An 18,549-nucleotide genomic window follows, 5' to 3' on the forward strand; every position below is an offset into this window, starting at 1 on the left:
TGCCATGGCGTTCCGCCGCACCCGGCGCGGCGGGTGGGGTCGGTCGTGGCTCTCCCCCCAAGGTTCCGGTCGGGGATCGGGGGGCGTGTTACGTCTTTTCATGCATGGCGGGGTAATTGGCCCTTCGCATGGCGAAGGTCAAGCCACAATTCGGGTAGACCTGCCATGGGCGCATGGCGGGGGGCCTTGAAAGGGCCGCCGCAGGGCGTCCGGGAAGGGGTATCCGGGGGTCAGGCGGGTGGACGGACCAGGGTGATTTCCGTGCCCCTGTCATTGGTGACGGCAAAGCCGGCGCGTGACAGGAAAGGGCGGGCATCGCTGTGGTAGAACAGCGCCGCCCGGACGGGAAGCCCCATCCCGTCCGCCGTTCCGCACAGTGCCGACAGCGCCATGCCCCCCAGGCCCCGGCGGCGCTGGCCCGGAAGGATGGTCAGGTCCAGCAGGGCCACCCCGTCCGGCCCCGTCCAGTCCAGGGTCATCATCCCCACCATGCGCGCATCCAGGCCCAGCAGCAGGGTTTCCGCGTCCGGGCGCCCGTGGCGCAGATTGTCCATGCGGCCTTCAACCTGGATCGACACCATCATGGACCGGACGGAGCCGGGGACATCGGCCAGCATGTGCAGCGCATCGGCCATCACCAGTTGCCGGACCATGCTGCGGTCCGCCGGCTGCGCGATGCGGGCCTGCAGGCCGGACAGGCGGGAGATCAGGACCTGTGAGGCAGCATCGCTCATGGGGCGGTCACTATTGGTTGCGTCCCGGCAACCGTAACCGCCCCGAAGGCCATACCCCCTATGAAGTGCTTCACATCACAAGATGGACGGGCGGCTTCATTCCGCCGCCGCACCGGTTCCCGGCAGGGGATGGGACAGGAAGCGCTTGCGCAGTTCCGTTTTCAGCAGCTTGCCCGTGGCGGTATGGGGCAGTTCCGCCACGAAGACGATATCGTCCGGCAGCCACCATTTCGCCACCTCGCCCGCCAGATGCGTCATCAGCGCGTCCTTGTCGGGCGTGTGCCCGGCGCGGGGTACGATGACCAGCAGCGGCCGCTCAACCCATCTGGGGTGCGGCACGCCGACGACGGCGGCCTCCTGCACCGACGGATGGCTCATGGCGGCATTCTCCAGGTCGATGGAACTGATCCATTCGCCGCCGGATTTGATGACGTCCTTGGCGCGGTCCACGATGCTCATGGCCCCGTCGGGGCTGATCACGGCGACGTCGCCCGTCTTGAACCAGCCATCGGGGGTGAAGGCCTCGGCATTGGCCTTCTCGTCCTTGTAATAGCCGCGGGTGATCCAGGGTCCCCGCACGGCCAGCTCGCCATAGGAGAGGCCGTCATGCGGCTGGTCGCGGCCGTCGGGGCCGATGATCCGCATTTCCACACCATAGAGCGGGCGGCCCGCCCGCATCTTGGCGTCATGCTGCTGTTCCAGGGGCAGCAGCGCCTCTTCCGGCGACAGGCTGCCCAGGCTCCCCACGGGTGACAGTTCCGTCATGCCCCAGCCCTGGATGCAGGAGACGTCGTGGACCTTCTCGAACTCCTCCAGCATGGCGCGGGGCAGGGCGGAACCGCCGACAGTGACGGATTTCAAGGTCGTGAACCGGGCGCCGGTCGTGCGCATATGGGCCAGCAGCCCCAGCCAGACCGTGGGCACGCCGCTGGAAACGCTGACCTTCTCCTCCTCCATCAGCTCATAGACGCTTTTGCCGTCCAGCCGGGGGCCGGGCAGCACCAGTTTCCCGCCATTGATGGCGGCCGCATAGGGATAGCCCCAGGCATTGGCATGGAACAGCGGCACGACGACCAGGATGCTGGATGCGCCGCGCAGGTCCATGCCCGGCGCGGTCAGCACGCCATAGGCGTGCAGCACCGATGACCGGTGGCTGTAAAGGACCCCCTTGGGATTGCCCGTCGTGCCGGAGGTGTAGCAAAGGCCGCAGGCCGTGTTCTCGTCGAATTCCGGCCAGTCATAGCTTTCCGGCCGGTCTTCCAGCAGTGTTTCGTAGCAGAGCAGGTTGGGGATGCCGGGTGCCGCCGGCATCAGCTCGGGACGGGTCATCACCACGACGCCTTCAACGCCCTTCAGCGCCGGCCACAGCTTTTCCACCAGCGGCACGAACATCGGGTCCACGAACAGGAACCGGTCCTCCGCATGGTTGATGATGTAGGTGATCTGGTCGGGAAACAGGCGCGGATTGATGGTGTGGCACACGGCGCCGATGCCGGGCAGGGCGTAATAAAGCTCCAGATGGCGATGGTCGTTCCAGGCCAGCGTGCCCACCCGGTCCCCGCCCTTCACACCCAGTGCATCCAGCGCATGGGCCAGCCGGGCCACGCGGTGCCAGGCATCACGCCAGCTATAGGTATGCGGCGCCTCTGCCGCGAAGCGCGATGTGATGGGCTGGCTCCCGTAATTCTGCGCGGCATGCCGCAGCAGGCTGGTGGTCAGCAGCGGGCGGTCCATCATCAATCCGGCAAGCATCGAATCCTTCTCCCAGGCATGGTTGTTGTTATGGTTTGGCCTTCCATAGCTTGGTGATTTTCAGGGCGGGTTTCCAGTGCTGATTTAAACGTCTGTTCCAGTTTCCGGCAGCCAGCAAAAAGGCCGCACCGACGGGGATCGGGGCGGCCTTTGGCGTGGCATCGCGGTGGTGGCGTGGGGCGCCCCGTCAACTGATCTGCGACAGGATTTCCTCAAGCTCGTTGAAATCGGGCATGTACTCGGTCGGTACCTTCTTGCGGGCCGCCTCGATCGATACCTGCGGGGCATAGCCGCCGAGATGGGCGACGATGGCCGTCTTGATCACGCCGAAGAACTGGCTGTCCTCCTCCGCGATGCCCTTCAGGCGGCCGGCGATGGGGGCGGCCAGGCAATAGGCCAGGAAGATGCCCAGGAACGTGCCGACCAGCGCGCCGCCGATCAGCTTGCCCAACACCTCCGGCGGTTCGGTGATCGACGCCATGGTCTTGATCACGCCCAGCACGGCGGCCACGATGCCCAAGGCCGGCAGCGCGTCGGCCAGACCCTGGATGGCGTGGGATGAATGCTGGTCCTCATGCTTCATCTTGTCGATCTCCTGCTCCATCAGCGTTTCCATCTCGATCGGGTTGTCGACGCCGATGGAGAACATGCGCAGGTAATCGGCAATGAACTTGACCGTGGTCGCATTCTTCATCACGGCCGGATAGGCGTTGAAGATGTTGCTCTCCATCGGCTTTTCGATGTGCTGTTCGATGGCCAGCACGCCCTTGCTCTTCATGGTCTTCAGGATTTGATAGAGCAGGGAAAGAAGCTCGATATATTCCTTCTTATGGAACTTGGATCCGGCGAAGATCTTCTTGATGTCGGCGCCCGCGGCCTTGATCGTATGGGCCGAATTGGTGATCATGAAGGACGAGACGCCGGACCCGCCGATGATCATGATTTCCTTCGGCAGGGCCTCGATGATGATGCCCATCTTGCCGCCGAAGATGACGTAACCGCCGAACACACAGAAGAACACGCCGACAAGGCCGATGATGGCGAACATTAAATGCCCCGGTTCGAATGAAACGCCCTGAAACCATTGGGCAGCCTAACCCAAACGGGTATCAAAACCAACCGGGCATAAGGTCAGGAGCCGGCCGGGGCCGGTTGGAGGAGGCCCGATTCGGCACGCCGCCCGCAGCGGCGGCAGGACGGGCGTTACCGGATGGCGAACAGGCTTTTGAAAGCCGAATGCCGGTATTTCCCGACCCGGGCATCTCCGCCCAGGGGATTTTCAATGGGCCGACAAATCCATGAGCGTCGATTCTATGTGACGCCGATTTCATGGTGTGGATTTTTGTGAACTGGAGCGGGCGAAGGGATTCGAACCCTCGACCCCAACCTTGGCAAGGTTGTGCTCTACCCCTGAGCTACGCCCGCATCGCCAGTTCGGCACCGCCATCGGCGGTCATGTTTTCGGAATGGAGCGGGCGAAGGGATTCGAACCCTCGACCCCAACCTTGGCAAGGTTGTGCTCTACCCCTGAGCTACGCCCGCCCATTTCCGAAAGCCCGTCGGGGTTCCCCCCGGCGGTGAGCGCGGAATATAGCCATCAAAGTCGGGCATGCAAGGACTTTCTTTCATGGTCCTCCCGGAATTTACGCCTGCCGGCCCCCGCGTTGCGCATGGCCGCCCTTCGGGAGGTTTGCGGCGGGCCCTTGCGCGCTCTATATAACGCTTGAGACAAAGAAGACGGGTGCGTCCCGCACGTGCCCGTGCCCCCGCGCAAAAGCCTTACAGACCAGACAGACCAGGAACGACCATCCATGTTCTCCACCACGCCCGCCCCCGACGGCGCCAAGCCCGCCAACGACCTGATCAAGGATGGCAGCGACGCCGGCTTCATGGCCGATGTCATCGAGGCGTCGCGCGATGTGCCCGTCATCGTCGATTTCTGGGCCACCTGGTGTGGCCCCTGCAAGACGCTGGGTCCCATCCTTGAAAAGGCCGTGCTGGCCGCCAAGGGGGCCGTGAAACTGGTCAAGATCGATACCGACAAGCATCCGGCCGTGGCCGGTCAGCTGCGGGTGCAGTCGATCCCCACCGTCTATGCCTTCTTCCAGGGCCGTCCCATCGACGGGTTCCAGGGCGCGCTGCCGGAAAGCCAGATCAAGGCCTTCATCGACCGGCTGATCCAGGCGGCAGGCGGTCAGGCCGGCGGGCTGGACATCGCCGCGATCCTGGCGGAGGCCAAGCAGGTGCTGGAGGGCGGCGACGCGCAGGGTGCCGCCGCCATCTATCAGGAGGTGCTGGCCGAGGAACCGGAGAATGCGGCGGCCTATGCCGGCGTCATCCGCTGCCTGCTGGCCATCGGCGAGACGGACGCGGCCAAGGAGATGCTTGGCAACGCCCCGGCTGGCATTGCCAAATCGGCTGAGCTGGCGGCCGTGAAGTCGCAGATCGACCTGGCCGAACAGGCGGCGAAGGCCGGCCCGCTGGGTGAGTTGAAGGCGGCCGTGGATGCCAACCCGGCCGACAATCAGGCCCGTTATGATTATGCCCTGGCGCTCTATGCCGCCGGCCGTAACGAGGAGGCGCTGGACGCCCTGCTGGAGATCGTGCGCCGCGACCGGGAATGGAACGATAAGGCCGCCCGGACCCAGTTGCTGAAGATCTTCGAGGCGCTGGGGCCTGTGGACAAGCTGGTGATCCAGGCCCGGCGCAAGCTTTCATCGCTCCTGTTCTCATGAGCCGGAACCCGTTCGACCCCGGACCGGGCGACCTGCCGGACAGCATCCCCGTCTTTCCCCTGACGGGGGTGTTGCTGTTGCCGCGGGGTCGGCTGCCGCTCAACATCTTTGAACCGCGCTATCTCAACATGGTGCAGGACGCGCTGGCCACCGATCGCCTGATCGGCATGATCCAGCCCCGCGACGATGGCATGGCGGCGGAACCGCCCTTGTTCGATATCGGGTGCGCGGGCCGGATCACCAGCTTCAGCGAAACGGATGATGGACGGTTCCTGATCACGCTGACCGGGGTCTGCCGCTTCCGCCTGCTGTCGGAGATCCCCACGACCCGCGGCTATCGCCGCGCAGTGGCCGACTGGTCGGGCTTTTCGGCGGACCTGGATGAGGATGGCCCCAGCCATATCGACCGTGACCGGCTGGATACGGCGCTGCGCACCTATTTCCAGCAGCAGGGCATCACGGCCAATTGGGATTCCATCGCCCAGGCGCCGCTGGACCGGCTGATCACCTCGCTGGCCATGATCTGCCCCTTCGACGCGCCGGAAAAACAGGCCCTCCTGGAAAGCCCGGACCTGGAAGCCCGCGCCCGGCTGCTGCTGGCCCTGGTTGAAATGGCCATCCACCAGGGCGGCGACGGCGAGGGCGGCAGCCTGCGGCATTGACCCCGTTCCATCTTGGACCCCGTTCCATCTTGAGACTTGAGGCAAAGGGACGCCATGACCGACCCGACCGTGACCGAGAATACCCCCCCCGCCAGCGCCCGCGTCGATCCGCGCCTGCTGGAAATCCTGGTCTGCCCGCTGACCAAGGCGCCGCTGCGCTACGACGCGGAGGCCCAGGAACTGATTTCCGACCAGGCGAAACTGGCCTATCCCATCCGCGACGGCATCCCCATCATGCTGGTGGACGAGGCGCGTTCGCTGGGCGATGCGGCCTGACCCATGGTGGAGGAACGGTTTGCCAGCGAGGCCGGCGGCACGCGGCACTGGCCGCGGGAATTGCGCCTGAACCGGGCGGAACGGGTGCTGTCCGTCACCTTCGACGATGGCAGCCATTTCGACTTGCCGGCCGAATATCTGCGGGTGGAAAGCCCGTCGGCCGAGGTGCAGGGGCATACGCCGGCCCAGCGCCGCTGGCTTGGGGGCAAGTCGGGCGTCGCCATCACGGGGGTGGAGCCCGTCGGCCATTATGCCGTGCGCCTGACCTTCGATGACGGCCATGACAGCGGCATCTACACCTGGTCGCTGCTCCACCGCCTGGGTCGCGACCATGATACGCTCTGGCCGGCCTATCTGGCCGAAATCGCGGCCCGCGGCCTGTCGCGCTGACGGCTGGGGAGACCGGAACCGGAATCCGTCGCGTATCGCGTAAACGGATTTGCCCTTCGCTGAACAGTTGCGTAGCATTTGATTGAAATTTCGTCCAAGCCCGATCGGCGGACGATGGGCGGGCGCAGGCGGTCCATGGCGGACGAAACATCGGGAACAGATCAGCAGGTGACGGGGTTCGACGGGCTGCCGGCCGGGCTGGACATCGATGCAGCCCCGCCGGATGCGCCGGCCTGTCCGACGCTGCCCGGTTCCGGCCTTGTCGGCCCGCTGGACCTTTATGGTCTGGCCGAACAGGTCCTGGCGGCCGAACATCATCTGGCTCAGGCCCATGATCCCGTCCACCGCCTGCTGCTGCTGACGACGCTGGCCTGGTACAACCGCCAGCGCGATACGCGCGCCGCCCTGGACATGGCGACGGAGGCGATGGGCCTGCTGCCGCATGCCACGGGAGCCAGCGAGCGGGAACTGCGCCGGTTGACGGCGCGCCTGCTGCTGATCAAGGCGGAGGCGAAGGCGCTGTTCGCGGAACTGGACCAGGCCGGCGGCCTGCTGGAAAGCGCCAAGCAGACCTTCCGCCAGATCGGCGACCTGCTGGGGGAGGGGGATGCCTTCATGACGGAGGCGCTGCTGGCGCTGGACCTGGGGCAGCAGCGGCGCCGCGCCCAGGCCCACCGCATGGCCCATGCCCTTTATCTGCGTGCCGGCGACACCCAGCGCCAGCAGATCGCCCAGGCCTGGATCGCGCGCGACACGGTGTTTGTCGATGCCGCGGCGGCAGAGCGGCATTGGGGGCCGCTGCTGCCCGAGGGGCCGCTGCTGGAACATCCCGGCCTGGACGCGGTGGCGGCCTATTTCCATGGCGGCCTGCGCTTTGCCCGCGGCGATTTCATGAAGGCCCTGCGCCATTACCAGCGCGGCTGCGACCAGGCCGTGCTGGCCGGGCAGATGCGGCTGGCCGTGATGCTGGCCGGCAATGTCGGCGCCGCCCACGCCAACCTGAACGATTATGTCAGCGAATTCCTGTGGCGGGAACGCGCCCACGGCATGGCGCGCGGCACCGGATGGCCGGCGGCCGTGGGCCAGTGCCTGCGATCCATGGGCGATACGCTGCGCCGGTTGAAGCAGTCGGGCCGTGCGCGGCACCTGCTGCTGGAGGCACAGGAATGGCTGGCCCCCTTCGGCCGGTCGCGCAACCAGGCCATCGCCTGCCAGTATCTGGGCGACCTGGAAATGGATGTCGGCAACCCGACGGCGGCGCTGCGCTGGTTCGACGACCTGCTGGACATCGCCGTCGACCTGGAACAGTCCGACCTGCAGGTGGAGGCGGAGACGGGGCGGGCGCGGGCCCTGTCCGCGCTGGTCCGCCGGGACGAGGCCATGGCGGCGGCCGGCCGGGCGCTGTCACTGGTCCGATCGCGCACCGACCATTGGCGCGAGATTGACGTGCTTCGGGCCCTGGCCGACATCCATCGCCGCTTCCCCGACCTGCCGCCGCCCGCCGGGATGGCACCGGGGGAGACACCCGTCATCCATCTGCTGCTGCGGGCCCTGTCGCTTGCCGAGTTGATCCAGGGCTACACCGCGCCCGCCGATCTGCTGGCTGCCCTGGGCGAGGCCTATGAGGTGGTGGGTGACATCGCCCGGGCGCTGCATTGGGAACGCCGGGCCGGTCAGGCGCGCGGCGTGATCCACAGCCGGGAGGTCAGCGACCGGCTTCTGGCCATGCAGGCCGGGTTCGAGACGGAACGGCTGAAGGCCGAAGGCGATTACCATCGCCAGATCGCCGCGGCGGAGGCGTCGCGCGCCGCCGCCCTGAGCGAGGCGACCCAGACCCTGGAACTGCTGGGCCGCATCGGTCAGCAGATCACGGCCACCCTGGATGCCGAGGCCGTGTTTCACGGGTTGCACCGCCATGCCGGCACGCTGCTGGAATTCGATGGTTTCTCGCTCTATCTGCTCGACGCGGCGGGCGACGGGCTGGACCTGCGCTATGGGGTTGAGGCGGGGCGCCCGCTGCCCATGGTGCGCCGGCTTCTCTCGGACCCGGTATCACTGGTGGCGCGCTGTGCCCGCGACCGGCAGGAGATGCTGATCCTGCGCGGCCCGAGCGAACAGACGGCGCCATCGCACATCCCCGGCACCCGTTTCATGCGCACGCTGCTGCTGTCGCCCCTGCTGGTGGGGTCGCGCCTGCTGGGCGTCATGACGGCGCAGTCGGCGCGGGAAAACGCCTATGGGGAGCGGGAGAAGCTGATCTTCCGCACCCTGTCGGCCTATGGCGCCATCGCGCTGTCCAATGCGGCCGCCTATGCCCGGGTGGACAGCACCCTGTCGGAACTGCGCAGCACGCAGAACCGGCTGGTGCAGCAGGAGAAGCTGGCCTCGCTGGGGCAGCTTGTGGCCGGGGTGGCGCATGAGATCAACACGCCGCTGGGTGTCGCCTTCACCATGGCCACCCACCTGCAAAGCGAGCGTGACGACATTGCCCGCGCCTTCGGAACGGCACAGTTGAAGCGCGCGGCGCTGGACCAGTTCCTGGACAAGATGGATGAGGGGCTGCGCATCCTGACCGGCAACCTGGAACGGGCCGCCGACCTGGTGCGCAGCTTCAAGCAGGTATCGGCCGACCGCAGCAGCGAGGCGGTGCGCACGGTCGACCTGACAGCCTATGTCGGCGATGTTCTGAAAAGCCTGGACCCGATGCTGCGTCAGCGCCGCGTGGCCGTGGCCGTGGACGGCACGGCGGAACTGCATGTCACCACCCTGCCGGGGCTTCTGGCCCAGGTGGTCAGCAATCTGGTGCAGAACGCCGTCGTGCATGGTTTCACGGATGACGGAAAGCCGGAAATCCTGATCGCCACGCGCCGGCTGGGGGCCGACCGGGTGTCCATCGCCATCACCGACAATGGCTGCGGCATGTCGCCGGATGTGCAGGCCAAGGCCTTCGACCCGTTCTTCACCACCAAGCGGGATAGCGGCGGGACGGGGCTGGGCCTGCACATCGTCCACAATCTGGTGACGGGTCCGCTGCAGGGGGATATCGACCTGGCCAGCGTGCCCGGCCATGGCACCCGCTTCCTCATCACCTTGCCGGTGGAGGTCCAGGCACCCTGACCCGCCGCGGAACATCGGGCGCCCGGCACCGTTTCCCATGGGACAACATCATGGGAGAAACATCATGCGTGGCATTCTTCTCTGGGTTCTGGGCATCCCGCTTCCCATCATCCTGCTGTTGTATCTCTTCAACGTGCTCTGACGCCCGCGGGGCCGCATATACCCACATGCGGGAAAATTCCCTGCATGTGGGCGTTGCATGTGTGGGGCACCGTACGGGCCCGCCCGTACAGCTTGGCGGTTACGGGCCCGCCCGTACAGCCTGGCGGTTACGGGCCCGCCCGGACAGCCCGGCGGGCCTGACCCGCGTCAGAAGGGCCTGACGATGACCAGGATGACGATGCCGATCATCAGGATGGTCGGCACCTCGTTCAGGATGCGGAAGAATTTCTGCGGCTTCGTGTTGGCGTCTGCGGCGAACAGGCGCACATACTTGCTCAACACCCCATGCATGCCCGACAGGATCAGGACCAGGGTCAGCTTGGCGTGCAGCCAGCCCTGACCCTTCAGCAATTCCGGGCTCATCGCGATCATGGCGATGCCGAAGATCCAGGTGGCGGCCATGGCCGGATTGATGATGGCCTTCAGCAGCCGCCGCTCCATCACCTTGAAGGTTTCCGACTGGACCGACCCGCGCTCCGCCGCGCAATGATAGACGAAAAGGCGGGGCAGATAGAGCATGCCAGCCATCCAGGCGATGACGCTGATGACATGCAGGGCCTTGACCCAGAGATAGAGTTCCATGCGCGTGCGATCCCTTGTTCTTGGCCGTCCGGATATCCCGATGGACATTTGCCCGCCGGTTCCCGCCCCGGCTAAATAGCATTGTGGATGGCAGCAACCAAGCGGAACGCCGGGCGCACGACCTGGTTGCAGCTTGCGCTGGCCGTCGCTCGCGACTAGTTTTCGGGACCTTTTCGCCGCCCGGCCGCCTGCTTCTCTCCTGCGGCCCCCAAGGAAATCTGATGGCCGACACCGCCCCGATCGAGGCACCGGAAGCCGCACCCGAGCAGGAAGCGGAGATCGTCGCGTTCGACGATGCCTCTCGCGATGCGCTGCATATCCTGCCGCTGGGCATGCTGCCCCTGCAGACCCCCGGCCTGCGCCGCGCCAGCCTGATCAAGAATGCCCGGCTTGAAACCGTGGTGGAGGTGTTCAAGGACCGGCAGACGGGCAGCGGCCAGATCAGCCCCGACCATCTGGGCAGCCTGTTCCCAAGCCATGCCAAGTCGTTGCGCGTCGACATGGTGCAGATCAACAAGCTGACCCGCATCAACAGCTTCGATGTCTATACGCTGCGCAAGGAACTGCGTCGTGTCGGCATCGCCGTGAATGATGCCAAGTCGCTGCAATTGTCGGACAACAAGCGGTCGGAACTGACCGGCTACATGAAGGATTTCACCCGCCCTCTGCTGCAGCAGGTCTATGGCGGGGAACAGCGGCAGATCAGCGACGTGTCGGACATCCTGGCCATGCTGGCCAATCCCGACCGGGACGAGGCGCTGAACAACCTGCGCCTGCTGTCCGACAAGCTGAAGGTGAAGCTGAACGAAATCCCCGACTTCCTGGAGGATTACGGCGATGTGTTCCTGTCGCTGGCCTATTTCAGGTCATGCCTGGACGGCATCGTGCCGGAGGTGCAGCGCTTTCTGAAATGGGCCATGGAGCCGAAATCCTCCGAACTGATCGCGCGGGACCGCAATATCGTGAAGATGCTGGGTGACGTGCAGTCGAAGCTGACCTCGATCACCACCTCCATCACGGGCCGGTTCGAGGCGTTCGACCAGCGCAGCAAGCATTTCTGGAACGATATCAGTGCGGAAAGCTTCCGGTCCGTGCGCCACCAGATCGAAAGCCACCATGTCACCATCGGCGGCGTTCTGTGTGGACTGGCCGTGAAGATGGCACTGTGGAAGTCACGCTTTCCCCAGGGCGGGGGCGGGCCGAACAAGCGTGTGGAATTCATCCGCTCCGAAATCCAGCCCGGCCTGGACCATATCCAGGCCATCGAAACGTCCGCCTCCGGGGTGCGCTGATGGTCAACCCAGGCTGTAGGCACACAGCTTGTTGCCGTCCAGGTCCCGGAAATAGCTGAAATAGAGGCCGGGGCCGCGGGGGCCGGGGGCGCCTTCGTCCGTGCCGCCCAGTTCCAAGCCCTTGGCGTGGAAGGCATCGACCTCTTCCCGGCTGGGGAAGCCGAAGGCGAACATCGAGCCGTTGCCCGGCGTTGCCGGCTGGCCATTGAACGGCCCCAGCACGCCGAAGACGGGCGCGCGGGCATGGCCATAGATGCGCCCGCCCGACGGATGCTCGAAAATGCCGCGCATGCCGATCAGGGCCAGCAGCGCATCATAAAAGGCCTTGGCCTCTTCCAGCCGGTTGGAACCGACGGTGCCATAGGACAGGGTTGCCATGCTTCTTCCTCCGTTGATCGTGTGTTTATCATAATATTATTTCGCGGTGATCAGACCCTATGGTCCTGATCAATGCATCCCTCATGGGCCGGGCGCCGCCATCCGACGGCTGGGCACACGCGGGCATGGGCACGCGGGGGCTCAACGCGCCAACCAGGTTGCGATGCGTTCAACTCACCGCAACTTGGCATTACCGGGCCGGTTCCTCCGACACCTGGACGACCAGCTTGCCGGTATTGCCGCCCGTGAACAGCTTGGCGAAGGAAGTCAGGGTGTTTTCCAGCCCCTGATCCAGGTCCACCTTCCACTTGATGCGGCCTTCGGCCACCCAGGGCCCCATTTCGGCATACATCTCGCCCAGGCGGGAATTATAGTCCAGGACCAGGAACCCTTCCATGCGGGCCCGCCGGCTGACCAGAACGGACAGGTTGCGCGGGCCCGGCGGCGGTTCGGTGGCGTTGTACTGGCTGATGGCGCCGCAGAAGGGAATGCGCCCCTTGACGTTCAGCAGGCTCAGCGCCGCCTCGGTGATATCGCCGCCCACATTCTCGAAATAGATGTCGATGCCGTCGGGCACGGCCGCCTTCAGGGCCTTCTGCCAGCCCTTGGCCTTGTAATTGATGGCGGCGTCATAGCCCAGCTCGCCCGTCAGCCAGGCGCATTTCTCGTCCGATCCGGCGATGCCGACCGCGCGGCAGCCCTTGATCTTCGCGATCTGCCCGACCAGGGAGCCGACGGCCCCGGCCGCGGCCGAAACGACGACCGTCTCCCCCGCCTTGGGTCGGCCGATATCCAGCAGGCCGAAATAGGCCGTGGCCCCCGTCATGCCCAAAGGCCCCATATAGGCCGTCAGCGGCAGGCCCGGGATGGCCGGCACCCGGCCGAAGGCCGACCCGTCACTGATCGTATAGTCGGCCCAGCCGCCCATGCCGGTCACGATGTCGCCCACCTTGAATTTCGGGTGGTTCGACTGGTCGACCACGCCCAGCACCAGACCGCGCATGGTGCTGTTCAGCGGCACGGCGGGCAGATAGCTGTCATACTGCATCCAGACCGCATTGGTGGGGTCCAGCGAGAGATGGATGGTACGCACGCGGAACTGGCCTTCCCCCGCCACGGGGGCCGGTTCTTCCCGCAGGCTCAGCACCTCGGTGAAATTGCCGCCCTTGGGGCGGTCCAGCAGCAGCCAGTGGCGATTGATCGCGTCGGACATGTTTCCCCCGATATTTATGGCGGACCCACGGCCCGCATCACTGTAGGGCAGCATGGTTCAAACGCACGTTCGACTCAATGAAAAAAGTCCGATCGTTCGGAAATTGGTCGCATGGACAGAAAGCCCCTGAAGGTACAGTCTTCAGGCCCCTGGATGCCGGCGGCGGCAATTCAGGCCGGTGATCGGTTGCGATCAACGGGACGTGTATAAGCCAAACCGCAGGAAGGACCCGACCCATGGATTTCGCCACCGCCGATCTGGTCGACACGCATGAGGCCGTGATCACCAGTTGCTGGGTTCAGATGCGCAATTACGGGGGCCAGGTGCGCTTTGCCGGGCCCATCCGGACCGTGCGCTGCCACCGCGACAATGCGCTGTTGAAATCCATCCTGTCCAAGCCGGGCGACGGGGCGGTTCTGGTGGTGGATGGTGGCGGGTCGCTGGCCTCCGCCCTGGTGGGCGACATCATCGCCGGCCTGGCCGTGAAGAACGGCTGGGCCGGTATCATCGTCAATGGCGTCATCCGCGACAGTGCGGCCATCGGGGAATTGCCGCTGGGCGTCAAGGCCCTTGGCACCAATCCCCTGAAAAGCGCCAAGACCGGGTCGGGAGAGGCCGACCAGACGGTCAGTTTCGGCGACTGCGCCTTCACCCCCGGCCACTGGGTCTATAGCGATGAGGACGGGGTCGTCGTCCTGCCGGAAAAGGCCTGACCCCCGGCACCAACCTTGCCGGGAGGCCCCGGGGACCTTCCGGCAAGCGGCTGCCCATCCGTCATTACTGCCCGGGCTGCGGCGGCGCGCCCTGCTGGCGGTGCTGGGCCATGGCCAGGCAATTCTCCACGATGCGATAGCACTGGCCCAGACGGGCCGACTGGCCATCGGAAGCGCTGTTATAGACGATGCGCGTCACCACGCCGTCCTTCAGCGTGAAGGTCGCCTGACAGTCGCGGGTCTCCACCTCCGGATAATCATCGAAGCCCATACCCCAGCCGTACCAGGGCGACCATGGCCGGTAATAGCCGTAGGCGGCGGAGAAGCGCGGCCCGGTGGAGGGCGTGCTGACCAGACGTTCGCTGGTATAGGTGAAATAGTCGACATTATCGACGGTGGCGCTGCGCGTCGGCACGCCGGCACAGGACAGCAGGAACTGCTTGGGCATGCCGACGAAGGCCTGCTGGGCGAACATGGCCTGATCGGCCTGCGGGTTGGCACAGGCGGCAAGCCCCAGCAGCGCGCCCACGGCGATGGCGCCGCGGATGGTCGTGGAACGGTTGAACTTCATGACCTGACGCTCCTTAGCAAAGCTTCACCGGCGCATTCCGATGCCGCCGGCCGCACCGCCCCTACCCATCACGACGCCAGCGGTCGGGGACCATCGGCGTCACGAACAGGTTACTCACAGGAAAATGGCGGATCGTGGGCGATGTTTCAATCGTGACCATCATGCGGCGAATGCGCCGGGGCCGGCCTCAGGGGGCGATATCGATCACCAGCTTGCCGACCGCCTTGCCGCCTTCCAGCCTTTCATGCGCCTGACCAACCGTTTCCAGCGTGAAGCGCGTGGGGTCGACCAGCGGGCGCAGATGGCCGCTGGCCTGACGCAGTACCCGCCCCTGGTGGGCGCGATCGATGGCAAAGCCATGATCGTGCAGCATGGGCAGCAGCATGAACACGACATGCAGGCTCAACCCCTTGCCATGCATGGGCGACAGGTCGGCCGTATAGCCGGCCACGATGGTCACGACCTGGCCATTCAGGCGCGCGGCGGCGAAGCTGGTGGCGATGTCGCTGCCGCCCGTGGCGTCCATCACGATGTCGAAGCCGCGGCCCCCCGTCAGCCGGGCGACATAACGCTCGACCGGTTCATCGCGGTAGTTCACGACTTCGTCGGCGCCCAGGCCGCGCACGATGGCTGCCTTCTCATCCGAGGACACGGTGGTGGTGACGTGCGCACCCTGCTGCCTGGCGATCTGGATGGCGACATGGCCGACCCCGCCGGCACCGCCATGGATCAGCACCCGGTCCCCCGGCCGCACCCGTGCCCGGTCCACCAGCCCTTCCCACGCCGTCAGGGTGACCAGCGGCAGGGCGGCGGCCTCCCGCGGGGACAGGCCGGCCGGCGCCGGGGCCAGAAGCCGGGCATCGGCCGCCACATATTCGGCATAGGTGCCCTGCAACCCCTTCACCCCGCCGACACAGCCATAGACGGCATCGCCGACCTGAAAGCCCGTGACCCCCGGGCCCAGGGCCACCACCGTGCCGGCCATGTCGCAGCCCAGGATGCCGGGCAGGTCCGGGGCGATGGGAGGGCCGTTGCGGCGGATCTTGGTATCCACGGGATTGACGCTGGCAGCCGCGATCTTCACCAGCACCTGTCCCGGGCCGGCGACGGGCGCTGGCACCTCGGCCAGGGCCAGGTTCTCCACGCCGCCGAAACCCCGTAACTGCACGGCTTTCATCATTGATCTCCATCACCAAGCGGGCACCGGACAACAGGCCATACCCGGCCCCAACAGGGGCGGGCGGCGGCCCGCCATTACAGCCCGTTGCTTACGGTTCCGGCGTGGGCATGACCAGCACCTTGTCGATGCGGCGGCCATCCATATCCACCACTTCGAACCGGTAGCCGTCATGGTCGGCATATTCGCCGGCGGACGGAATGCGTCCCAGCTTGTACAGCAGGAAGCCGGCCAGGGTGTGATAGCCGCTATCCTCGTCGCGCAGGCTCTTCAGGCCCAGATGGGCCTCCACCTCTTCCACGGCCATCATGCCGTCGATCAGCAGCGATCCATCCTCGCGCTGGACGATGTCGCTGTCCTCCCCGCCATCGTCGGGCAGTTCACCGGCAATGCCTTCCAGCAGATCGGTCAGGGTCACAATGCCCTCCACCGTGCCATATTCGTCCACGACGACGGCCATCTGCTCGCCCGATTGCTTGAACAGTTCCAGCAGGCGCATGACCGCCGTGCCATCATGCACGATAAGCGCCGTGCGCAGCACGGGTCGCAGATCGAAGGCGCCGTCCTGAAGCAGGCTGTGCAGCACATCCTTGGTATGGATGGTACCCAGGACATCGTCGAAATCCCCGCGGCACACGGGGAAGCGGGAATGGCCGGCTTCCCGGATCTCCCGCTTGATGTTCTCCGGATCATCGTCGATGTCCAGCCACATCACCTCCGGCCGCGGCGTCATCAGGGATCGCACGGTGCGATCGGCCAGGCGCATGACGCCCTCGATCATCCGCTTTTCGCCCGGATCGAACACACCGCTGGCCGTGCCCTCGGCGATCAGGCTCTTGACCTCTTCTTCCGTCACGGTCTGCTCGGCCTTTTCCGGCACGCGCAGCAGCTTCAGCATGGCTTCCGTGCTGGCGCCCAGCAGCCATACGAAGGGGGCCGTGGCGCGCGACAGGCCGCGCATGATGGGGGCGGCGAAACTGGCGATGGCCTCGGCATTGTTCAGCGCGATGCGCTTGGGCACCAGTTCGCCCGCGATCAGCGACAGGTAGGTGATGGTTACCACGACGATGGCGATGGCCAGCGTCTCCCCATACCCCGCGACAAGGGGCATTTCGTTCAGCCAGGGGGCCAGCCGGTTGGCCAGTGTCGCCCCGCCAAGGGCGCCGTTGATCACGCCGATCAGGGTGATGCCGATCTGGACCGTGGACAGGAAGCGCGACGGATCGTCCTGCAGGATCAGCGCGGCGCGGGCGCCGCGCCGCCCGTCCTCCGCCATCTGCTGGAGCCGGATTTTTCGGGCGGAAACCATGGCCAGTTCGGACATGGCGAAGAAGCCGTTCAACAGGATCAGGAACAGGACCGCGGCGAGTTCGAGCGAAACCATCTTCTGCGTTGGGTGACGCGGACCAGGAAGCGGTCCGCGCCCCCATCCTATCGCATTGCGGCTGAAAAGCGAGCGCCCTTATTGAGCGACCCTTTGACCCGGCCAACGCGCGGGCAGGGGATTTCGGCGGCACGGGCCGCATCTGCCCCGCTCCGGTTTCTTTTTCACGCCTGCAACATTCTGCGTGATGCCGGTCACTTGCACATTGCCATCCGATCCGCAAGGCTGCGCCCATGACCCATGGTGCGCCGCCGCATCGGCCCTGCCGCACCGCAAACGACCCTATCAAGGAATTTCCCGCATGAGCCGGAACGATCTGCTTTCTCCGCTGCGCCTGGGGGCGCTGGACCTGCCCAACCGCGTCATCATGGCGCCCATGACCCGGTCGCGTGCCGGCAAGGGTGACGTGCCGACGGCAGCCACGGCCGAATATTATGTGCAGCGCGCCACGGCCGGCCTGCTGATCACCGAAGGTACCCAGGTCAGCCAGCAGGGGCAGGGCTATGCCTATACTCCCGGCATCCATACGGACGACCAGGTGGCCGGCTGGCGCCGGGTCGTGGATGCCGTGCATGAAGCCGGTGGCCGCATCGCCCCCCAGCTCTGGCATGTGGGCCGCCTGTCCCATCCGGTGCTGCAGCCCGGCGGCGGGCTGCCCGTGGCCCCGTCTGCCATCAAGCCCGACGGCAAGGCCTTCACCCCGCAGGGGATGCTGGACTATGTGACGCCGCGCGCCCTGGAAACGGACGAGATCGCCGGCATCGTCGCCGATTTCGCCCGGGCGGCGGAAAATGCCCGGGCGGCCGGCTTCGATGCCGTGGAACTGCATGGCGCCAACGGCTATCTGATCGACCAGTTCATTCGCAGCGGGTCCAACCAGCGCACCGACCGCTATGGCGGGTCGGTGGAAAACCGCAACCGCTTCATGCTGGAAGTGGTGGCGGCGGTCACGGACGTGCTGGGGCCGGGCCGGGTCGGCATCCGGTTCAGCCCGAACGGCGCCTATCACAACATGTCGGACAACGACCCGGCCGCCACCTTCTCCTATGCGGTGGAACAGTTGAACCGGTTCGACCTGGCCTTCCTGCACATCATCGAGCCGCTGGCCGACGACCATCAGATGAGCCCGCCGCCCGGTGCCACGCGCGTGGCGGGCCTGCTGCGCGGCTTGTTCAAGGGACCGTTGATCCTGAATGGCGGCATCACGCGGGAGATGGGGGACCGGCTGATCGCGGAAGGGGCGGCGGATGCCATCGCCTTTGGTGTGCCCTACATCGCCAACCCGGACCTGGTGGAACGGTTCCGCCGCAAGGCCCCGCTGGCCCAGGCTGACCGCGCCACCTTCTATGGCGGCGACGAACGCGGCTATCTGGACTATCCGGTGCTGGAACAGGCGGCGTGACCGGCGGCG

General features: G+C 65.9%; 17 protein-coding genes and 2 tRNA genes. 8 read left to right on the forward strand and 11 right to left on the reverse strand.

Annotated elements, in window-relative coordinates:
• Positions 1–230: 230 nt before the first annotated feature.
• The 5 genes from ABC728_RS16130 to ABC728_RS16150 all read right to left on the reverse strand — a co-directional run bounded on the left by ABC728_RS16130 (position 231) and on the right by ABC728_RS16150 (position 4,028).
• Positions 231–734, reverse strand: a complete 504-nt coding sequence (locus ABC728_RS16130) for a GNAT family N-acetyltransferase (protein WP_416619372.1) — start codon at positions 732–734, stop codon at positions 231–233.
• Positions 735–830: 96 nt separating this feature from the next.
• On the reverse strand, positions 831–2,486 hold the full coding sequence (locus tag ABC728_RS16135) for a long-chain fatty acid--CoA ligase (protein WP_416619373.1): 1,656 nt from the start codon (positions 2,484–2,486) through the stop codon (positions 831–833).
• 187 nt (positions 2,487–2,673) lie between these two features.
• Complete coding sequence (gene motA / locus ABC728_RS16140; protein WP_416619374.1) at positions 2,674–3,534, reverse strand: flagellar motor stator protein MotA; 861 nt, start codon at positions 3,532–3,534, stop codon at positions 2,674–2,676.
• Between the two features lie 302 nt (positions 3,535–3,836).
• Positions 3,837–3,911, reverse strand: a tRNA-Gly gene (locus ABC728_RS16145).
• Between the two features lie 42 nt (positions 3,912–3,953).
• Positions 3,954–4,028 (reverse strand) — tRNA-Gly (locus ABC728_RS16150).
• A 269-nt stretch (positions 4,029–4,297) separates the two neighbouring features.
• On the opposite strand from ABC728_RS16150, the gene ABC728_RS16155 reads away from it, so the two are divergent.
• The 5 genes from ABC728_RS16155 to ABC728_RS16175 all read left to right on the forward strand — a co-directional run bounded on the left by ABC728_RS16155 (position 4,298) and on the right by ABC728_RS16175 (position 9,666).
• A complete protein-coding gene (locus tag ABC728_RS16155) occupies positions 4,298–5,221 on the forward strand; it encodes a tetratricopeptide repeat protein (RefSeq protein WP_416619375.1) in 924 nt (307 codons plus the stop codon).
• Complete coding sequence (locus tag ABC728_RS16160) at positions 5,218–5,883, forward strand: LON peptidase substrate-binding domain-containing protein (protein WP_416619376.1); 666 nt, start codon at positions 5,218–5,220, stop codon at positions 5,881–5,883. Before ABC728_RS16155 ends, ABC728_RS16160 begins: the two co-directional genes overlap by 4 nt.
• Before the next feature lie 54 nt (positions 5,884–5,937).
• Positions 5,938–6,159, forward strand: coding sequence for a Trm112 family protein (locus ABC728_RS16165; protein WP_416619377.1), 222 nt, complete (start codon positions 5,938–5,940; stop codon positions 6,157–6,159).
• Positions 6,160–6,162: 3 nt separating this feature from the next.
• Positions 6,163–6,549, forward strand: a complete 387-nt coding sequence (locus ABC728_RS16170; RefSeq protein ID WP_416619378.1) for a gamma-butyrobetaine hydroxylase-like domain-containing protein — start codon at positions 6,163–6,165, stop codon at positions 6,547–6,549.
• Between the two features lie 135 nt (positions 6,550–6,684).
• On the forward strand, positions 6,685–9,666 hold the full coding sequence (locus tag ABC728_RS16175) for an ATP-binding protein (protein ID WP_445376608.1): 2,982 nt from the start codon (positions 6,685–6,687) through the stop codon (positions 9,664–9,666).
• 309 nt (positions 9,667–9,975) lie between these two features.
• On the opposite strand, the gene hemJ is transcribed toward ABC728_RS16175, so the two are convergent.
• The gene (gene hemJ / locus ABC728_RS16180; protein WP_416619380.1) at positions 9,976–10,410 is read right to left on the reverse strand and encodes a protoporphyrinogen oxidase HemJ; all 435 of its coding nucleotides are present in this window, start codon (positions 10,408–10,410) and stop codon (positions 9,976–9,978) included.
• Positions 10,411–10,631: 221 nt separating this feature from the next.
• Here hemJ and ABC728_RS16185 point away from each other — a divergent pair, with 221 nt between their 5' ends.
• Entirely contained in the window at positions 10,632–11,702 is a 1,071-nt protein-coding gene (locus ABC728_RS16185; protein ID WP_416619381.1) for a hypothetical protein, read from the forward strand.
• Positions 11,703–11,705: 3 nt separating this feature from the next.
• Here ABC728_RS16185 and ABC728_RS16190 read toward each other — a convergent pair whose 3' ends face one another.
• Together ABC728_RS16190 and ABC728_RS16195 are read right to left on the reverse strand one after the other, a co-directional pair.
• Positions 11,706–12,080 carry a VOC family protein gene (locus ABC728_RS16190; RefSeq protein ID WP_416619382.1) on the reverse strand — a complete coding sequence of 125 codons (375 nt, stop codon included), beginning with the start codon at positions 12,078–12,080 and terminating at the stop codon, positions 11,706–11,708.
• 190 nt (positions 12,081–12,270) lie between these two features.
• Positions 12,271–13,293 carry an NADP-dependent oxidoreductase gene (locus ABC728_RS16195; protein ID WP_416619383.1) on the reverse strand — a complete coding sequence of 341 codons (1,023 nt, stop codon included), beginning with the start codon at positions 13,291–13,293 and terminating at the stop codon, positions 12,271–12,273.
• A gap of 236 nt (positions 13,294–13,529) precedes the next feature.
• On the opposite strand from ABC728_RS16195, the gene rraA reads away from it, so the two are divergent.
• Positions 13,530–14,006: a ribonuclease E activity regulator RraA gene (rraA, locus tag ABC728_RS16200; RefSeq protein ID WP_416619384.1), complete on the forward strand. Its 477-nt coding sequence runs from the start codon at positions 13,530–13,532 to the stop codon at positions 14,004–14,006.
• Between the two features lie 64 nt (positions 14,007–14,070).
• Here the strand turns inward: rraA and ABC728_RS16205 are convergent, their stop codons facing one another.
• The 3 genes from ABC728_RS16205 to ABC728_RS16215 all read right to left on the reverse strand — a co-directional run bounded on the left by ABC728_RS16205 (position 14,071) and on the right by ABC728_RS16215 (position 17,138).
• Positions 14,071–14,577 carry a hypothetical protein gene (locus ABC728_RS16205; RefSeq protein ID WP_416619385.1) on the reverse strand — a complete coding sequence of 169 codons (507 nt, stop codon included), beginning with the start codon at positions 14,575–14,577 and terminating at the stop codon, positions 14,071–14,073.
• A gap of 187 nt (positions 14,578–14,764) precedes the next feature.
• Positions 14,765–15,757 (reverse strand): zinc-dependent alcohol dehydrogenase family protein, encoded by a 993-nt coding sequence (locus ABC728_RS16210; protein ID WP_416619386.1) that lies wholly within the window; start codon positions 15,755–15,757, stop codon positions 14,765–14,767.
• Positions 15,758–15,845: 88 nt separating this feature from the next.
• Positions 15,846–17,138, reverse strand: a complete 1,293-nt coding sequence (locus ABC728_RS16215; protein ID WP_416619387.1) for a hemolysin family protein — start codon at positions 17,136–17,138, stop codon at positions 15,846–15,848.
• Positions 17,139–17,439: 301 nt separating this feature from the next.
• Between ABC728_RS16215 and ABC728_RS16220 the strand changes: the two genes are divergently transcribed.
• On the forward strand, positions 17,440–18,540 hold the full coding sequence (locus tag ABC728_RS16220; protein WP_416619388.1) for an alkene reductase: 1,101 nt from the start codon (positions 17,440–17,442) through the stop codon (positions 18,538–18,540).
• The last annotated feature ends 9 nt before the right edge of the window (positions 18,541–18,549 follow it).

The organism is Niveispirillum fermenti, assembly GCF_052474395.1.

What these genes read in the sequence shown, in the direction of transcription:
- ABC728_RS16130 (WP_416619372.1), bottom strand. Translation starts at nt 734, where the DNA reads ATGAGCGATGCTGCCTCACAGGTCCTGATCTCCCGCCTGTCCGGCCTG.
- ABC728_RS16195 (WP_416619383.1), bottom strand. Translation starts at nt 13,293, where the DNA reads ATGTCCGACGCGATCAATCGCCACTGGCTGCTGCTGGACCGCCCCAAG.
- ABC728_RS16135 (WP_416619373.1), bottom strand. Translation starts at nt 2,486, where the DNA reads ATGCTTGCCGGATTGATGATGGACCGCCCGCTGCTGACCACCAGCCTG.
- ABC728_RS16205 (WP_416619385.1), bottom strand. Translation starts at nt 14,577, where the DNA reads ATGAAGTTCAACCGTTCCACGACCATCCGCGGCGCCATCGCCGTGGGC.
- ABC728_RS16165 (WP_416619377.1), top strand. Translation starts at nt 5,938, where the DNA reads ATGACCGACCCGACCGTGACCGAGAATACCCCCCCCGCCAGCGCCCGC.
- ABC728_RS16220 (WP_416619388.1), top strand. Translation starts at nt 17,440, where the DNA reads ATGAGCCGGAACGATCTGCTTTCTCCGCTGCGCCTGGGGGCGCTGGAC.
- rraA (WP_416619384.1), top strand. Translation starts at nt 13,530, where the DNA reads ATGGATTTCGCCACCGCCGATCTGGTCGACACGCATGAGGCCGTGATC.
- ABC728_RS16160 (WP_416619376.1), top strand. Translation starts at nt 5,218, where the DNA reads ATGAGCCGGAACCCGTTCGACCCCGGACCGGGCGACCTGCCGGACAGC.
- ABC728_RS16190 (WP_416619382.1), bottom strand. Translation starts at nt 12,080, where the DNA reads ATGGCAACCCTGTCCTATGGCACCGTCGGTTCCAACCGGCTGGAAGAG.
- ABC728_RS16215 (WP_416619387.1), bottom strand. Translation starts at nt 17,138, where the DNA reads ATGGTTTCGCTCGAACTCGCCGCGGTCCTGTTCCTGATCCTGTTGAAC.
- ABC728_RS16170 (WP_416619378.1), top strand. Translation starts at nt 6,163, where the DNA reads ATGGTGGAGGAACGGTTTGCCAGCGAGGCCGGCGGCACGCGGCACTGG.
- hemJ (WP_416619380.1), bottom strand. Translation starts at nt 10,410, where the DNA reads ATGGAACTCTATCTCTGGGTCAAGGCCCTGCATGTCATCAGCGTCATC.
- ABC728_RS16155 (WP_416619375.1), top strand. Translation starts at nt 4,298, where the DNA reads ATGTTCTCCACCACGCCCGCCCCCGACGGCGCCAAGCCCGCCAACGAC.
- ABC728_RS16175 (WP_445376608.1), top strand. Translation starts at nt 6,685, where the DNA reads ATGGCGGACGAAACATCGGGAACAGATCAGCAGGTGACGGGGTTCGAC.
- ABC728_RS16185 (WP_416619381.1), top strand. Translation starts at nt 10,632, where the DNA reads ATGGCCGACACCGCCCCGATCGAGGCACCGGAAGCCGCACCCGAGCAG.
- motA (WP_416619374.1), bottom strand. Translation starts at nt 3,534, where the DNA reads ATGTTCGCCATCATCGGCCTTGTCGGCGTGTTCTTCTGTGTGTTCGGC.
- ABC728_RS16210 (WP_416619386.1), bottom strand. Translation starts at nt 15,757, where the DNA reads ATGATGAAAGCCGTGCAGTTACGGGGTTTCGGCGGCGTGGAGAACCTG.